This window comes from Hymenobacter sp. GOD-10R (assembly GCF_035609205.1).
Taxonomy (GTDB): domain Bacteria; phylum Bacteroidota; class Bacteroidia; order Cytophagales; family Hymenobacteraceae; genus Hymenobacter.
On sequence record NZ_CP141184.1, the window covers coordinates 3,926,487 to 3,943,296 of the forward strand.

Consider the following 16,810-nt stretch of genomic DNA (forward strand, 5'->3'; position numbering starts at 1 on the left):
TGCAACTCGGCAGCAATTTGAATTCTGCAATACGTTTTTTATGGGCGCTTGGCTAGAAAAAGACGAGTAAGTGCAGGCACATCGAGCACCAAACATACTTGACCACTCCCTAGCAACGTAACTCCCCCGAACAAATCAATTGTGTCCAGCGGCTTACTCATTGGTTTGATAACAATGGCTTGCTGGCGCAGAAAGCGGTCTACGATCAGGCCTAACTTACGATTGTTGTAGTTCACAACGATGATATCCTGACGGCCGACTATATCAGAACGCAGGACGGGCAGCAGTGGCCCATCACCATTGTGCAGAAGTCGGCGCAAGCTTACGACGGGTACACGCTCTTCCTGAAGATCAGCAAGCAGCGTTCCGCCTACGACATGTAGCTGCTCCGGCCACAGCGACACCACCGAATCAGTGTGCATAAGCGGAATAGCATAGCTGCGCTCATCCAACTCAAAAAGCAAGGCTCCTTTTACGGCAATGGAAGTAGGCAGCACAAGTGTGAAGGTGGTACCCTGCCCCAACGTGGAATCAACGCGCAACTGCCCACCAAGCGAATCAATAGCGAGCTTCACCACATCGAGGCCCACGCCACGCCCGGAAATTTCGGTTACTTGCTGTGCCATCGAAAAACCAGGCTCGAACAAGAAGGCCCGTACCGCCGCGTCATCGAGCGTAGCCGCTACTTCCTTACCGACCAAGCCACGCTCTACCGCTTTACGCCGTACGCTAGCGATATTGATGCCCCGCCCATCATCGGCAACGTGGATCAAGACGTCGTCACGTTCTGTTTGGGCCGACATGGTAAGCTGCCCCACGGCTGGCTTACCAGCTTTCAGACGATCGGCTGGTTGCTCGATGCCATGTCCGATGGCATTGCGCACCAAGTGCAGGAGTGAATCCGTGATAATTTGCAGGATGTTGCGGTCGATCTGAATATCCTGTCCTACTAGCGTCAGCTCTACCTCTTTTTGCTCAGCAGCGGCAACGTCGCGTACTACACGAGGAAATTTATTGAACAGCGAACCTACGTTTACTAAACGCGCGTCCATTACGCTGTACTGCAACTCGTCGGAGATGCGGAACAAATGAGCGGCTGTTGCTTGCAGGGCTGGGCTCCCAATCTCCTGGCTCAGCGTTAAAATTCGGTCCCGATCAATAATCAGCTCTCCTACCAGGTTCAGCAGGTGATCTAGCTTTTTGATTTGGATATAGACCAAATCGGATAGTTCTAGCTTCCGGTTCGCATCGTCGTCAGCTGCCGTTTCTGTATCTGGCAGTAGTGGCTCCTCCCCTTTCACTAGCCGGTCTAAGTTGTCGAGTAGCTCTTCAACGCCAGCGACAGACTCTGTTTCCTGCCCATCACCGACTGCCCGAATCAAATTACCTAGGGTGTCTACCCCAGTAAAGAGCACGGGTACTACGGAACCGGTAAAGGTCTTTTCCTTGCTGCGGATCAAACCGAAGATGGTTTCCATGTGGTGAGCCACTTCACCAATCTGATTGTAACCCATAGCCCGGGCATTCGACTTCAGATTGTGCATGAGCCGGAACAGCTCGTTGAGGGCAGGTTCATCAGTCGGCGTTTTTTCCAGCTCGCTGATGTGGCGGCTCATGGCGTCGTAGTATTCGAGCGCCTCGGCCATGAAAATTTCCCGGTATTCTTGCTCCCGTGATTTCATCGGCACACGGTCTGAGCGGCGGACACTATAGGTAAACGCTGGCTGGAGTCTGCCTTTGTTATAGTGGTATTATTGATACAAGCTGCTAGGTCACGCAACGGAAGTATTTCATTAGCCCAACCAGCTCGAATTACTGAATTGGGCATACTGAATACTTCCGAGGAAGCTTTATCCTGCACAATCACTACGCCACCACGCTTGCGAATCGCCTGTGCGCCTAAGGTGCCATCATGGCCTAATCCGGTCAGTATTGCTCCTAGCACCCGTAGACCAGCTACTTGCACAGCCGAACACATAAGCAGGTCAATAGACGGTTCGTCAAAGCTAGGGCTAGGTTCAGGCGTTGCAACAAGCTTCCAGATTGGCCAAGCTCCTGCATGACCAGCTTGCACCACCATATTGCATTCGCCCGGCACGACCGTAATTTTTCCAGCTTCTAGGATGCTTTCTGTTTCCGCTATTTCTACGGGCAACAACGTAGAACGTCGTAGTCGGGCTACGAAGGCAGGGGTAAAATGAGCTGGCAGGTGAACAGCAACGACAAGTGCCCAGCTAAGCCCTATTTTTAGACCCTTGACCAATTCCTCTACTGCCCTCACTCCCCCCGTTGAGGCACCAATTACAACAATGCCACGCGGTAAGGCAAGTGTTCTGGTATGAGCTGGCAGTGTGCGCTTGCTTGCTGGTAAGAGTGGCGGTTGTAACGCCCGAACCTTGTGCAAAACATCTTCCTGCCATCTTTCCACCGCTGCATTCTCTCCTAATGGCAACGGACCAATGGAATTGCGCACACCCCAGCGAGATGTTTGCTGCAGTATACCCTGTAACAACGGCGTGCTAGCATAGAGCAGCACCGGCACCGGGTATTGCCGCGCCAATGCTTCGAGCGCAGAAATATGGCTATCAGCCACAATCACCACGTCTGGGCGAAGGCGACGCGCTTGCATACCTAGCTCCTCCGAGTCAGAGCCGGCATTCACTACCCGTAAATCGGGCTGCTTCTGCACCAAACGGGTCAGCGTAAGTCGGACCTGAATAGGCAGATTGCCAAGTAGTATAGTAAAAGGAGTTAAGGTTTGCACGAGGTAGAAAACGCAAGATTGGCCCGTTCCAGATAGAAGGTGCTCTTCTCGCTGTGAACAAGGCCAAGATCGAACCTAGGCCTCCGTTGAAGCGGGGCCTTGTAGAGCGTCCCCTACAATTTCAAGTACTTTCTCTTCGGAGAAAGGCTTGACAATGTAGGCCGTAGCACCGCTCTCAAGGGCCTCATTTACAATCACCTCTTGTCCCACGGCACTACACATAACCACTTTCACATCAGGTTGCTCTTGCCGGATGCCCTTTAGCACGTCTAGGCCTGTGTTGTCGGGCAGGATAACGTCGAGCGTAATTAAGTCAGGAGTTGTTTGCAAAGCTAGCTCCAGGGCTTGTTGGCCGTTAGCAGCTTCGCCCACTACTTCGTAGCCGGCATCCGTAAGCATGTTCTTAAGCATCGTGCGCATGTAAAAGGAATCATCCACGATGAGAATGCGGTTTTTCATAAAATTAACTTAGTGAAGCAGATTTGAGGGAACGAGAAGCTGAACTAGGGCTTTGTACGCACCGAGGCAGGTGAAGATTCCGATTTGGGTTGCAGCTGCATAATTTCCGAAGGAGTCAGCAGCTTGAGCATGTCCAACACCACAATAATACGGCCTTCTACCTTGGCTATTCCTTCAATATACTTGTCTTGAATGTTGATGTCTTGAATGAATTCTGGAGCTTTCTCAATGATGGAGATGGGAATCGACAACGGCTGCGGCACTTCTCGCACCACAATACCGATTGTATAATCCTTCGCCTCAATGGCTAGCGTATAACTCACACTAGGCAGCGGCTCCCCCCCTGGACGCAAGTTGAAGCGTTCTTCCAAGTCTATGACGGCAATAATATCGCCGCGCAAGTTGGCTATGCCTTTCACAAAAGCTGGGGTCTTTGGCATCCGCGCGATTTCTGGGGTTATCGTAACCTCCTTTACCTGCTCAATCCGAATACCATACTCTTCTTCGCCTAAGCGAAAGATGATCAGCTGAATGATGGGCTCCTGTTTGCTAACTTTTCTATCGCTTGTTCCTTCTAATTCAGGCATTACCAAAGCAATTTAGAGGAAGAAGCAATAGCTATGACGGCGCACATGCCTTGCTTCTTCCTCGTAATACAATACCAGTACTTACTTGTTCTTCGCTTTAGCTCGGGCACGTGGGGCCGCCTGCTCTTTTGCTTGTGGTTCTGCTGGCTTAGGCTCGGCTGGCGTGCCACGCCGTGGTGGCGCTTTGCGCGCAGGCTTGCCATTGGCTGCTGTGTCGGTATTTGCCGTGCCATTTTCGGAAGGAGCACTAGCTAGCTTTTTCGGCAACTGCCTAGCACTAGCAGCCGGTGCACTTGCCTGTTTGCTAGCAGGCATTCGACGTATAGTTCGCTCTGCAGGCAGCGCCGGCTCGTTCCGACGATTCAATAAATGCCGTAGGCTGAGACGTGGCTGCGGTTCTGGCTCGGGCTCTGGCTCCTCTTCCATCAACTGGAAGGCGGAAAGGCCTTCTTGCAAGTCGTCGGCAATATCAGTGAGGCGCTGGCTCGATACGGTCAGTTCTTGCATGGAGCTGGAGAGTTGCTTAGCGGTGCTCGCAACCTGCTGCGTGCCAGAAGCCGTTTGTTCGGCAATAGCTACGACTTCCTCAACGTACTTCACTACGTCGCTGATGCTAGTTTTCTGCACTTCTGTAGCCGTGAGAATGTCGCGCGACGTGCGCAGTGTTTCACCACTGCTGGTGGCAATATTCTTAAAGGCAGAGCTAGCTTCAAAGGTGGCATTCTTACCTTTCAACACGCGCCCTTCCATGGTTGAAATGGCAGTAGCTGCTGAGGTAGTGTCTTTGCGAACGTCCTCTACCAACGTGGCAATTTCGTTGGCTGATTTGCGCGAGCCTTCTGCAAGCTTCCGGATTTCTTCTGCTACTACAGCGAAGCCACGACCTGCTTCACCCGCACGTGCTGCCTCAATGGCGGCGTTCAATGCTAGCAGGTTGGTTTGGGAAGCAATATCAGTAATTACGCCAAGCGACTTGCTGATTTCCTGTGAACGAGTGCTTAGCACTTCAATGGTTTTGGAGGTTTGAGAAGCCGCACTGGAAATTTCTTCCATGTTCTTCACCACTTCTGCCACCGTCTTCAGACCTAGCTGCGAAGTTTGCTCACCTAGGATAGCCGATTTGTTTACAATATCTGCTTTGCCGGCCGTCTCTTTGGTGGCTTGCATAATCTCTTCAATGAGCTTGAAGGCTTGGTCCGTTTTGAGTGCTTGGTTCTGCGCACCCTCGGCCATTTGCTGCATTGCCAAGGCTACGTCTACCGTTACACGGCTCATCTCCTGCCCCTTACCTACCATCTCTTCCGAAGAAGCGCCTACCACCTGCGACGAGTCGTTGATTTCGCCTAGTAGGGCATTTAGGTTGTCGACAGCTAGGTTCAGAGCGCTCGACATGGCTTCAATATCGCCAGCCGTGGCGACGTCTACACGCTGCATTAGGTCACCTTCCGAAATAGCTCGTACTACCCGGCTAACTTCCAGTACGGGTGAAGCTATCGATTCCAGAAGCTCATTAAGTGTGTCTACCAGTTCCTTCCAAGAGCCACTTACCCCACCTACCGTGGCCCGTTCGGTTAGCTTTCCTTCTACCCCTGCAACTTTCGCCACGCGGCTAACTTCTACAGCCAAGCGATTTAGGTCGTCCACCATTCGGTTGATGGTATCGGCTAGCTCGGCTACTTCCCCTCTTGCTTCTAGCTGTAACTTCTGCGTCAAGTCGCCTTGGGACACTGCCGTTACAATCTTGACGATACCGCGTACTTGGGTGGTAAGGTTGGCCGCCATCGTGTTTACGTTGTCGGTCAATGCCTTCCAGATTCCGCTTACATTCGGCACGTTGGCCTGACCACCTAGGCGACCTTCCGTACCTACTTCCAACGACACGCGCGTTACCTCGCCGGCAAAGATGTTCAGCGAGTCCACCATGCCGTTGATGTTGTCTTTTAGGTCGAGTAATTCGCCTTTTACATCGACTGATACTTTTTGGCTTAGGTCGCCGCGTGCTACAGCCGTGGTCACATTGGCAATGTCTCGCACTTGGCTGGTCAAGCTAGCCGCCATGGTATTCACATTGTCGGTTAGGTCTTTCCACGTTCCCCGTACGTTGGGCACATTGGCTTGACCACCGAGTCTTCCCTCAGTTCCTACCTCACGAGCTACGCGGGTTACCTCGTCGCCGAACGTATTCAGCGAGTCCACCATCTGGTTCAGGTTCTCTTTAAGCTGTAAGAGTTCGCCGCGTACGTTTACCGTTACCTTCTGGCTCAAGTCGCCGCGCGCTACAGCAGTAGCTACATTGGCAATATCTCGTACCTGACTCGTCAGGTTCGAAGCCATATTATTTACGTTGTCAGTCAGATCTTTCCATGTGCCGCTCACGCTAGGTACATTGGCTTGTCCGCCCAGAATACCTTCGGTGCCTACTTCCCGTGCTACGCGTGTTACCTCACCAGCGAAGATGTTGAGCGAGTCCACCATCTGATTCAGAATGTTCTTCAGGTCGAGGATTTCGCCTTTCACATCCACAGTCATCTTCTGGGTCAGGTCACCCTTGGCTACGGCGGTAGCTACGTTGGCGATGTCGCGCACCTGACTCGTCAAGTTCGAGGCCATGAAGTTCACGTTGTCAGTGAGTTCCTTCCACGTACCACCAACTCGAGGTACGAGTGCTTGGCCGCCGAGCTTACCCTCAGTACCTACTTCGCGGGATACGCGCGTTACTTCATCACTAAATATGTTGAGCGAGTCCACCATCTGGTTAAGGATGCCTTTGAGTTCCAGGATTTCGCCTTTCACATCCACGGTCATCTTCTGGGTCAAGTCACCTTTGGCCACAGCAGTAGCTACGTTGGCAATGTCGCGCACCTGGCTCGTCAGGTTCGACGCCATGTAGTTCACGTTGTCGGTGAGCTCCTTCCACACGCCGGCCACATTGGGCACGAGTGCTTGACCACCTAGCTTACCTTCGGTGCCTACTTCTTGGGCTACGCGCGTTACTTCGCCAGCAAACAGGTTCAACGAGTCCACCATCTGGTTCAGGTTCTGCTTCAGCTGCAGCAGCTCCCCTTTTAGATCAACGGTTACTTTCTGGGTCAAGTCACCTTTCGCTACGGCCGTGGCTACGTTGGCGATGTCACGCACCTGGCTCGTCAGGTTCGACGCCATGTAGTTCACGTTGTCGGTGAGTTGTTTCCAAACACCGCTCACATTGGGCACGAGTGCCTGGCCACCTAGCTTACCCTCGGTACCTACTTCCTGCGCCACGCGCGTTACTTCGCCAGCGAAGATGTTGAGCGAGTCCACCATCTGATTCAGAATGTTCTTCAGGTCGAGGATTTCGCCTTTCACATTTACTGTCATCTTCTGGGTCAGGTCACCCTTGGCTACGGCGGTAGCTACGTTGGCAATGTCCCGAACTTGACTCGTCAAGTTCGACGCCATATTATTTACGTTGTCGGTCAGGTCTTTCCAGACACCACTCACGTTAGGCACGAGTGCTTGGCCGCCGAGCTTACCTTCGGTGCCTACTTCTTGGGCTACACGCGTTACCTCGCCAGCAAACAAGTTGAGCGAGTCCACCATCTGGTTCAGGTTCTGCTTCAGCTGCAGCAGTTCCCCTTTCACATCGACCGTAATCTTCTGGCTCAGGTCGCCCTTAGCTACGGCCGTGGCTACATTGGCAATGTCGCGCACCTGACTCGTCAGGTTCGAGGCCATTGTATTTACGTTGTCAGTAAGTTGTTTCCACACGCCACCAACATTCGGTACCGACGCCTGTCCACCGAGCTTGCCTTCGGTGCCTACCTCTTGCGCTACACGGGTTACCTCGCCGGCAAACAGATTTAGGTTGTCAATCGTCTTGTTGATGGTTTCGGCCATCACTTTGAAGTCACCCGACACAGGTATCTGGAAAGTCTCATCCAGGTTACCCTTCGAGATATTCTTGAGCACCTTCCCTACTTCGAGTACCGGAACAGCAATACTGTCTACTAATCCGTTGATATTATTAATCATGTCGCGCCAGAACCCGGCCGCATTCTCGGCCGAGGCGCGCGCTTTTAGATTCCCTTCTACCCCGGCGACCTTCGAAATGCGCGAAACTTCACCGCCTACTCCCCCGATCATTTCGACCATTGAGTTGTAAGCCTCTGCAATTTCAGCGAAGATGTCATCATCCTGCTTGGTTAGCCGAACAGATACATCACCTTTCTTAAAAGCATCCAGAGCATAGAGTACTCGATTCAGCTGCTCATTTATATAATCAGGGCTCTGCGTGCGAGACGTTGCACCTGCGTTTCCCCGACGGCGAGTCAGGTGGTTCGACGTACGTTCTCCATTCACTTTTGTCCCGTTGGCAGAAGCCAATGGGGTAAGTTCCGGCGTGTTTTCCGGCGTAGCTGAAGGAACGTCTGCGGAAGAAGTAGGTCGAGTATTCTTACCTGAAGCCATATGAACGGGGAGATTGCAGCGCCTAATTAAAGAAAGGCTAACTTAATCTTGGCGGAATGAGTGAGCCAATAGTCAGACTGGCAAAGGTAATAACTACGCCACTGTCTTCCCACTAGAATCGGGGCTTCCGTGCAGGATTTTACGAAGTAATACTTCTCCAAAAGCGAGGTTTGTGAACCTCTCAGCCCAAGCACCGTGTTAAAACAAAACGAGATAAGGTGCTCGCCACGAATGCGACCGGCTAGGTTATTGCTTGTGTATTCGTAGAGCTACACCGGATTATTCCAGCATCTTTGCGGCAAAATTCAACTTTTGTTTTTCATCTGCCGTTCTCTATTCACAACCGCATTCCCTCCTGCACTAGTACCCTTTTATGGTTAAGAATTTAGTCATTGTGGAGTCACCTGCCAAAGCCAAGACCATTGAAGGTTACTTGGGCAAGGACTTCGTAGTCAAATCCAGCTTCGGCCATGTTCGTGATTTGCCGAAGGATAATAACGCCATTGATATCGCCAATGGGTTTAAGCCAACCTATGTTGTTTCGCCCGATAAACGTGAAATTATTGCGCAACTCAAGAAGCTAGCAAAGGAAGCCGAAACCGTATGGTTAGCCAGTGACGATGATCGCGAAGGAGAGGCCATCAGCTGGCATTTGGCTGAAACCCTGAACCTGAACGATGCGAAGACGCGCCGTATTGTGTTCCGAGAAATTACGAAGAACGCCATCCTCAATGCTATCGACTCACCTCGTGCGATTAACCTGAACTTGGTAAACGCCCAGCAGGCCCGCCGTGTACTCGACCGCTTGGTTGGTTTTGAGCTTTCGCCAGTGCTCTGGAAGAAGGTAAAGACTGGCCTCTCTGCTGGCCGGGTGCAATCGGTTGCAGTGCGACTAGTAGTAGAGCGTGAACGGGAAATCAGTCACTTTAAAACCTCTTCCGCTTACCGCATCACGGCGCGCTTTGATGCGGGTCGTGGCGCCGTACTAGAAGCCGAGCTACCAACTCGTTTTAAGGAACAAGCTGAAGCGCAAGAGTTCCTGACTCGTTGCATTGGTGCCACTTATAGCATCGATAACCTAGAGAAGAAACCAGGAAAACGTTCGCCTGCTCCTCCTTTTACGACATCTACTCTTCAGCAGGAAGCTTCACGCAAGCTAGGTTTTTCGGTAGCGCAGACTATGAGTGTAGCGCAGAAACTGTACGAAGCTGGTAAGATCAGCTACATGCGTACAGACTCCGTAAACCTGTCGCAAGATGCGCTGGTTGCAGCTCAAGCAGAAATCGAGCGGGCTTACGGGGCGGAGTATGCGCATACCCGGCAGTTCAAGACCAAATCGGCTTCGGCGCAGGAAGCACACGAAGCCATTCGTCCTACCGATTTTTCCCTCACAAAGGCAGGTTCTGATTCTGCGGAACAGCGGTTGTACGACCTTATCCGCAAGAGAGCTATGGCTTCTCAGATGGCCGATGCTGTAGTGGAACGTACAGTAGCCACCATTGGCATCAGCACCCAACCAGGCGTAGCACTGACGGCTACGGGCGAAGTCATCACGTTTGAAGGCTTCTTGAAGGCTTATAGCGAGTCAAAAGATGACGAGGATACGGATACTGAATCGTCGTTTTCGCGTGGCTTACCACCTTTGACTACGGGCCAAGAACTGCCTTTGCAGCTGTTGCGTGCCACAGAGCGTTACGCACAGCCCCCTGCACGTTACACGGAAGCCTCGTTAGTGAAGAAATTGGAGGAAATGGGTATCGGTCGTCCATCAACGTACGCCCCTACCATTTCTACGATTCAAAAGCGTGGCTACGTGGAAAAAGACAGCCGTGAGGGCAAGGAGCGCAAGTTCCATGTGCTAACGCTGGAAGGCAGCGAAGTTCAAGTCGAGGCTAAGACGGAAACCTTTGGCGCTGACAAAGCCAAGCTCTTCCCAACGGACACCGCGATGGTGGTCAATGATTTCTTGGTGGAGCACTTCCCCATTATCATCGATTATAAATTCACGGCGAAGGTAGAAGGCGAGTTTGACTTGATTGCCAACGGCCACGAGCAGTGGGAGCACATGTTATCCAATTTCTATGGTACCTTCCACGAAACAGTGGAGCGTGGCCAAGATATTGAGCGCAGCACCCTAGGTTCGACCCGTGAAATTGGTACACACCCTGAAACGGGTCAAAAAATTACGGCTCGTCTCGGTCGCTTCGGCCCTTATGTACAGATCGAACCGAAAGAAGGTTCTGAGGAAAAAGCAGTTTATGCTAGCCTGCGCAAGGGACAGTTCATCGAGAACATCACGATTGAAGAAGCTTTAGATCTGTTTAAGCTACCTCGCGTAGTCGGTCAATTCGAGGACAAGGATATGACGGCTGCCCTAGGTCGCTTTGGTCCTTACATCCGCCACGACAGCAAGTTTTACTCTCTTACTAAAGAACAGGATCCGCACACCATTACGGCTCCTGAGGCTATTGCTTTGATCGAGGGTAAGCGCAAAGCTGATGCAGAGCGCTTGATTAAGGAGTTTCCAGAAAACCCAGAAGTGCAGGTGTTAAATGGCCGTTTCGGACCGTACATCGTGGTGGGTAAGAAGAACGTGAAAATTCCGAAAGGTGAAGAACCGAAGGAGCTAACGCTGGAACGCTGCCTTGAACTTGCGGAACAAACACCCGACAAGCCAGCAAAGGGAGGCCGTTTTGCCAAGAAAACGCCTCCAGCACCCGAGGTAACAGCGGATACACCTAAGAAAAAGGCGGCTAGTACTACAACAGCTAAAGCTAAATAACATCTGCATAGGTTAGATATAGTACTAAATGACGAGCCGGCTGCGTTTCATGTGAAACGCAGCCGGCTTTTTTATATTTATTCTTTATAGCATCTTCGCTATTTAATTTACAGCTTTTAGCTATCAATGCTCTATACGCTTCTCATTTCTATCCGCAGCTTTAGCCTATTTGTATTATTGCACGCTTCTTCTGATCTGGCACCTCCGCAAGAAATTGCTACTTCACCTAGGTCGTACTTGTGGCTAAATCATCCTTATTCTTCCGCGCAGACGCTGGCAATACGGTTTGCACCACCACCAGGGTGTAAGCGGGTACCATTAACGGCCGGTTCGTTTGGTGACTGGTTGCGTCATGTGCCTTTGTTGCCGGTGGGTACGCCGGTTCGGCTCTATAACGGGCAGATGAAAGACCCGCAGAACATTCATGCAGCCGTGCTAGACCTTGATGTTGGCACGCGCGATTTGCAGCAATGCGCTGATGCTGTTATTCGTTTACGGGCTGAGTATCAGTTCAGCCAAAACCCTAACCAGATTCACTTTCACCTCACGAGCGGACACGACATCTGGTTCTCAGACTGGTATAGCGGCAAAGGCTTTCAGGTACGAAACGAGGAAGTACTACCCGCTACAAAAGCAGTAGAACTGCCTACCCACCTCGTCTTTCGGCGCTACCTTGATCAGCTTTTCGACTACGCAGGCACCTTGTCATTGAGCAGAGAACTCCAATCGGTACCGCTAGCACAAGTGCAGCCTGGCGACGTTCTACTCCGGGGCGGCTCACCAGGACATGCCGTGCTGGTGCTCGACGTAGCCGAGCATCCTAGCACCAAGCAGAAATTCATGCTACTCGCCCAAAGCTATATGCCAGCGCAGCAAGTGCACGTCCTGCTCAATCATCCGCGCACTGGCTTAGGAGCATGGTACGCCGTGAACCCCACCAGCTCGGAAGTGCGTACACCTGAATGGACATTCGCGGCAACAGAGCTGCGGCGTTTCTAGCTTTCACTCACCAACACACGTTTGAATGGAAACTTCCAAACGCAAGAAAATAGTAGTCTTAACTGGCGCAGGCATCTCAGCCGAAAGCGGCCTAGCTACCTTTCGAGGCTCTGACGGGCTCTGGGAAGGCCACCGGGTGGAGAACGTGGCGACGCCCGAAGCATTTGCCCGCAATCCGGAGCTGGTGCTTGAGTTTTACAACCAACGACGGACGGCCGCGCGGGCAGCGCAGCCCAATGCCGGACACCTAGCCTTGGTTGCCTTGGAGCAAGCGTATGAAGTGGTCATTGTCACGCAGAACGTTGATGATCTACACGAACGGGCAGGCAGCAGTCATGTCATTCACCTGCACGGGCAACTGTTTGAATCGCGCAGCACGCGCTACAACAGCTTAGTATATCCGATGACCACCGATCGAATCGACCTAGGTGACTTGTGCGAAAGGGGGCATCAGCTCCGCCCCAATATCGTGTGGTTCGGGGAGGAAGTGCCGCTGATGGAGCGGGCAATTGAAGAAACGGCTACGGCTGATCTCTTTATGGTGGTAGGTACTTCTTTACAGGTATATCCGGCAGCAGGATTGGTCAATTATACCCCAACAAATTGCCCCACTTACATTATTGATCCGCATCAGCCGCCGCTCACAAGCCGTCGGAACTTGCACTTTATAACAGAGCCAGCTAGTACCGGCGTACCTAGAATAGCGGCTGAACTGCTGACACAAGGCTAAGTTTGTTGGTCTGAAGCTAGGTGATCATTTAACCTAAATTTAATCAGAGGCTACCTCAACACCATTTTTTGCGTAGACCGCCTTTAGCTTAGCTTTGCTGGTCATCTATGCGAAAGACTTCTTCCCTACTGTTAGCTGCTAGCTTACTGCTAGCTACCATCACATCGTCGTTAGCACAAACACCTGCTCACACCGTTTATCTACTGGGTAATACGGCAACAAACGACCTTCCCCCTGCTCGCATACAAGCCTTACGACGGCAGTTGGAGCAGCAAACCGGTCCCTTCACCGTGGTGCACTTAGGTGACATCGTGGGGAATGAAGGCCTAGGTGGCAAAAAGGACACCACGCAGACCGATCTGCAAGCTCGTGCTGATGCGCTTATCGGCCTAGTGAAAGGCTTACCAAGCGGCAAAATCTATTTCATACCAGGGGACAAAGACTGGGCTAACTCCGGCCCCGAGGGCTTGAAACGGGTAAAGCGGTTGGAAAAGTACATTGAACAGCAGCTTCCGGATCAGAATGCCTTTGCACCGACGGGTGGTTGCCCTGGCCCCGAAATCATAGATGTGGCGCCGCTGGTCCGGTTGGTTGCCATCAATACCCCGTGGTGGACGCATCCTTACAATAAGCCGGAAGCGCCTGACACAGAGTGCAAAACGCTGACCCGTGAGGAATTTCGGGAGCAACTGCAAGATGTGCTCGATGACACGAAGGGCAAGAATGTGTTGCTCGTGGGGCACCAGCCGGTGGTCAGCAATGGCGTGTATGGTGGCCGCATGCCCCTAGGTCGGCACCTCTTTCCGTTTGGCAATGGCGTGCCGCTGCCCGTGTTTGGCACCTTCTACGCCGCGTACCGGCAGAATGTGGGCACCCCACGCGATATGGCCAACCCAAACTATGAGGCCTTCCGCAAGGAGATGACGAACACGTTGCGCGACAATCCGGGCGTGGTGTATGCCGCCGCGCATGATTACAGCTTGCAACTCACACGCGCCGAAGACAACTACCACCTGGTAGCGGGTAGCTTTACCGAACACGAACACGTGGGAGCTAACGCCAACTCGCAGTTCAACGAATCCCGCGAAGGATTTTCTAAGCTTGAATATTACGCCGACGGAACTGTCAAAGCCTCCTTTTATACGTTCGATTCGAATAACCAAGATGCCGCTGTAGCTCAGCAGGCTTATTCGGCTACGTTGTTTCAGTCGGCTTGCACCGAACCTAGGTTGCCCAAGGTACCTGTCAACTTCTTTATCCCAGAGTGCCCTTCGGCTCCGAAAGGCGTTGCGAAAGTAAAGCCCGACGCCCCCTGGCAACCGACTGTAACGGTTGCGCCAGGGCCGCAATATGCGGCAAGTAAAGGCACGCGGTTCTGGATTGGGCCGCTCTATCGTACTTCCTGGACGCAGCCGGTGCAGGTACCCACCTTGGATTTAAGCCAAGAAAAAGGCGGTTTGCGCATCTTCGGTAAGGGCGGTGGCCGGCAGACGACTTCCGTCAAACTAATTGCGGCCGACAGTTCCGAGTACGTTTTCCGCTCGGTTGACAAGGATGTGACACGCATTTTGCCGCCAGAGCTGCGCAACTCTATTGCCGCCAACGTGCTGCGAGATATTACCCCCACGGCGCATCCCTACTCGGCGTTGGTTACGGGTTCTTTGCTCGACCAAACGGATATTCTGCACGCCCGGCCTAGGTTGTTCATTTTGCCCGATAACAACCAGCTAGGTCCTTACCGGGAAGAGTACAAAGGCTTACTTGGCACGCTGGAAGATCGGCCAGTTGACCCCAAACCGAACCTGCCAGGCTTCGGTGGCGCCGACGAGGTACGCCGCTCCTTCAGCTTCTTCCGCCAGATGTACAAGGACAATGATACGCGCATCGACGCGAAGGCTCTTGGCAAAGCCCGGGCCTTCGACATGCTGGTAGCTGACTTTGGCAAGCACGAAGACAATTGGAAATGGGCCGGCTATAAGCAGGGAAAACAGACGATCTACCGTCCAATTCCGCGTGACCGTGACCAGAGCTTCACCCTATGGAATGGGCTGCTGACTTACCTGGCTAACCGTGAATGGGCCGTGCCGAGCATCGAAGATTTCCAGGCTGAATTCCACGACATGGAAAGCCTAAATTGGCCTGCTCGCCACCTCGACCGCTTCTTGCTGCAGTCGCTCACGCGGGAACAATGGCAGGAAATCGGCAAATACATGCAGCAGAGAATTACGCCTGCAGCTATCGACCAAGCCACGGCCCAACTGCCGAAAGAGGTTCAGCCGATTTCTGGGCAGGAGCTCAATCAGAAACTCAAAGCGCGCATTCAGGAATTACCAGCGGCTTTGGACGAGTACTACTTGCTGCTTGCTAAGCGCGTAGACGTTGTTGGTTCCAACAAAGCTGAGGTATTTCTAGTGGATCGACTGGAGAACGACGATGTGCGCGTACGCATGTTTGACAAGGCCAAAGATTCGGAAGAGCCAAACGGCGACCCCATCTTCGACCGGACATTCCACCCGAAGGAAACTGCGGAGGTAAGCCTCTACGGCTTAGATGGCAAAGATGTATTCACCGTGACCGGCAAAGCGCGGCATAGCATTCTGGTGCGTGTTATTGGTGGTTCCGGCAAGGATCGGATTACTGATGAGTCGCATGTGGCCGGGCTGCGCACCAAGACCAAGGTGTACGACGTAACTGATACCGAACTGCACCTCGACAAAGACAGCGACAATCGCACATCTGACAAACCCGGCATAAATGCCTATGACCGTGAGGCTTTTGAATATGATGGCTACAAACCTAGGGCTACGGCCATCTACAATTCCAGCGATGGATTTGGCTTAGGGGTTGGACTCGATATTGTCCGCCAAGGCTTCCGTAAGCCCGGCTATAAAAACCTATATGGCGTTGACGTGCAGGGCACTACTAATGGCAACCGCCAACTTGCCGTGAACATGCGCCACCGTCACGCTATTGGCTTGTTTGATATTGGGGCCCGTGCCGAATACGGCGATTATTTCCGGTTCTATAACTTCTTCGGCCTTGGCAACGATACTAAGAAAGACCAAGGCTTGTACGACCGAAACTTCTACAAAGCGCGCTACAGTGGCTACAATATCAATGCATTCGCCGAGCGCGTCTTTTTCAATAAGAGCGTTCTTCGTTTCGGCCCGACGTATGAGCAGTACACCTCTGATTATGCATATAACAGCCTGCTAGGCGGCGGTAATCCTAGCCCACTTCCCTCCGACCGGCGACCAAATACCAGCTTCCAACGCCTAATTGGGGTGAATGCGCTGTTTGACCTAGACCTGCGGGACCGTCAAACCTTTGCCCGGCGCGGAGTACGCGTTGTAGCCCAACACGATACGTATCATCAGCTTAATGGCACCAAAGGCACTTTCGGCCTTACGCAAGGTTTCGCCGAGTACTATGGCTCTGCCCGTATTGGTCTGCCTGTTACGCTCGTGCTAAAAGCAGGTGGCGCGAAGAATTACGGGGAGGACGACGAAATTCCCTTCTACAAATTCACCAGCATTGGTCTAGTCAATGGGTTGCGCGGCTATTATCGTAACCGCTTCACTGGCGACGCCAGCGCTTACTTTAACTCGGAGCTACGCTTAGCTTTGGGGCGCTCCCGCAACGGTATCCTCCCCTTCTACTACGGTGTTTTTGGTTTCTACGACCAGGGCCGGGTTTACTACAAGGGGGCTTCGCCCGATGGGTGGCATCGCGCCGCTGGTGCTGGCTTCTACATTGCTCCCGTAACGGAGTCGCTAGCTTTGTCGGTTTCTTACCAAAAGTCACCCGAGAATGGGTTGTTGCAATTCGGAGTTGGCTTCCGCATCGACCAATAAGATGTGCAGGGCACAGTACCAGCTAGGTGCAACAAGCAGTACTACTTATCACTATTTTTGAATGGCAGCTACATCTCGTTTATGCAATAAATCAGCTAGTTACCGCCCAACTACGATGTTGCAGCTATCTTGGCTAGGATTGAGCAACACGTAAAGCGGCTCAACTTCTTACTTTTGGTTAGCAGTTGC

At 52.4% G+C, this 16,810-nt stretch carries 9 protein-coding genes; 4 read left to right on the forward strand and 5 right to left on the reverse strand.

Translation table 11 applies throughout. The features are described from left to right. Positions 1-38: 38 nt before the first annotated feature. The 5 genes from SD425_RS15690 to SD425_RS15710 form a co-directional block, all read right to left on the reverse strand. Complete coding sequence (locus SD425_RS15690) at positions 39-1,682, reverse strand: chemotaxis protein CheA (RefSeq protein WP_324670888.1); 1,644 nt, start codon at positions 1,680-1,682, stop codon at positions 39-41. Beyond that, positions 1,679-2,764: a chemotaxis protein CheB gene (locus tag SD425_RS15695; RefSeq protein WP_324670889.1), complete on the reverse strand. Its 1,086-nt coding sequence runs from the start codon at positions 2,762-2,764 to the stop codon at positions 1,679-1,681. The genes SD425_RS15690 and SD425_RS15695 overlap by 4 nt, the downstream gene beginning before the upstream one ends. 75 nt (positions 2,765-2,839) lie before the next feature. Beyond that, positions 2,840-3,223, reverse strand: coding sequence for a response regulator (locus tag SD425_RS15700; protein ID WP_324670890.1), 384 nt, complete (start codon positions 3,221-3,223; stop codon positions 2,840-2,842). Between the two features lie 44 nt (positions 3,224-3,267). Then, positions 3,268-3,810: a chemotaxis protein CheW gene (locus SD425_RS15705; RefSeq protein WP_324670891.1), complete on the reverse strand. Its 543-nt coding sequence runs from the start codon at positions 3,808-3,810 to the stop codon at positions 3,268-3,270. 81 nt (positions 3,811-3,891) lie between these two features. Continuing rightward, positions 3,892-8,256, reverse strand: a complete 4,365-nt coding sequence (locus SD425_RS15710; protein ID WP_324670892.1) for a HAMP domain-containing protein — start codon at positions 8,254-8,256, stop codon at positions 3,892-3,894. A 373-nt stretch (positions 8,257-8,629) separates the two neighbouring features. Between SD425_RS15710 and topA the strand changes: the two genes are divergently transcribed. From topA to SD425_RS15730, 4 genes are all read left to right on the forward strand, one after another. Further along, positions 8,630-11,038 carry a type I DNA topoisomerase gene (gene topA / locus SD425_RS15715; protein ID WP_324670893.1) on the forward strand — a complete coding sequence of 803 codons (2,409 nt, stop codon included), beginning with the start codon at positions 8,630-8,632 and terminating at the stop codon, positions 11,036-11,038. A 126-nt stretch (positions 11,039-11,164) separates the two neighbouring features. Further along, complete coding sequence (locus tag SD425_RS15720; RefSeq protein ID WP_324670894.1) at positions 11,165-12,037, forward strand: DUF4846 domain-containing protein; 873 nt, start codon at positions 11,165-11,167, stop codon at positions 12,035-12,037. A 25-nt stretch (positions 12,038-12,062) separates the two neighbouring features. Beyond that, entirely contained in the window at positions 12,063-12,767 is a 705-nt protein-coding gene (locus tag SD425_RS15725) for an NAD-dependent deacylase (protein ID WP_324670895.1), read from the forward strand. Positions 12,768-12,874: 107 nt separating this feature from the next. Next, positions 12,875-16,621, forward strand: coding sequence for a hypothetical protein (locus tag SD425_RS15730; protein WP_324670896.1), 3,747 nt, complete (start codon positions 12,875-12,877; stop codon positions 16,619-16,621). Positions 16,622-16,810: the final 189 nt, after the last annotated feature.

What these genes read in the sequence shown, in the direction of transcription:
- SD425_RS15705 (WP_324670891.1), bottom strand. Translation starts at nt 3,810, where the DNA reads ATGCCTGAATTAGAAGGAACAAGCGATAGAAAAGTTAGCAAACAGGAG.
- SD425_RS15710 (WP_324670892.1), bottom strand. Translation starts at nt 8,256, where the DNA reads ATGGCTTCAGGTAAGAATACTCGACCTACTTCTTCCGCAGACGTTCCT.
- SD425_RS15720 (WP_324670894.1), top strand. Translation starts at nt 11,165, where the DNA reads ATGCTCTATACGCTTCTCATTTCTATCCGCAGCTTTAGCCTATTTGTA.
- SD425_RS15730 (WP_324670896.1), top strand. Translation starts at nt 12,875, where the DNA reads ATGCGAAAGACTTCTTCCCTACTGTTAGCTGCTAGCTTACTGCTAGCT.
- SD425_RS15700 (WP_324670890.1), bottom strand. Translation starts at nt 3,223, where the DNA reads ATGAAAAACCGCATTCTCATCGTGGATGATTCCTTTTACATGCGCACG.
- topA (WP_324670893.1), top strand. Translation starts at nt 8,630, where the DNA reads ATGGTTAAGAATTTAGTCATTGTGGAGTCACCTGCCAAAGCCAAGACC.
- SD425_RS15690 (WP_324670888.1), bottom strand. Translation starts at nt 1,682, where the DNA reads ATGAAATCACGGGAGCAAGAATACCGGGAAATTTTCATGGCCGAGGCG.
- SD425_RS15725 (WP_324670895.1), top strand. Translation starts at nt 12,063, where the DNA reads ATGGAAACTTCCAAACGCAAGAAAATAGTAGTCTTAACTGGCGCAGGC.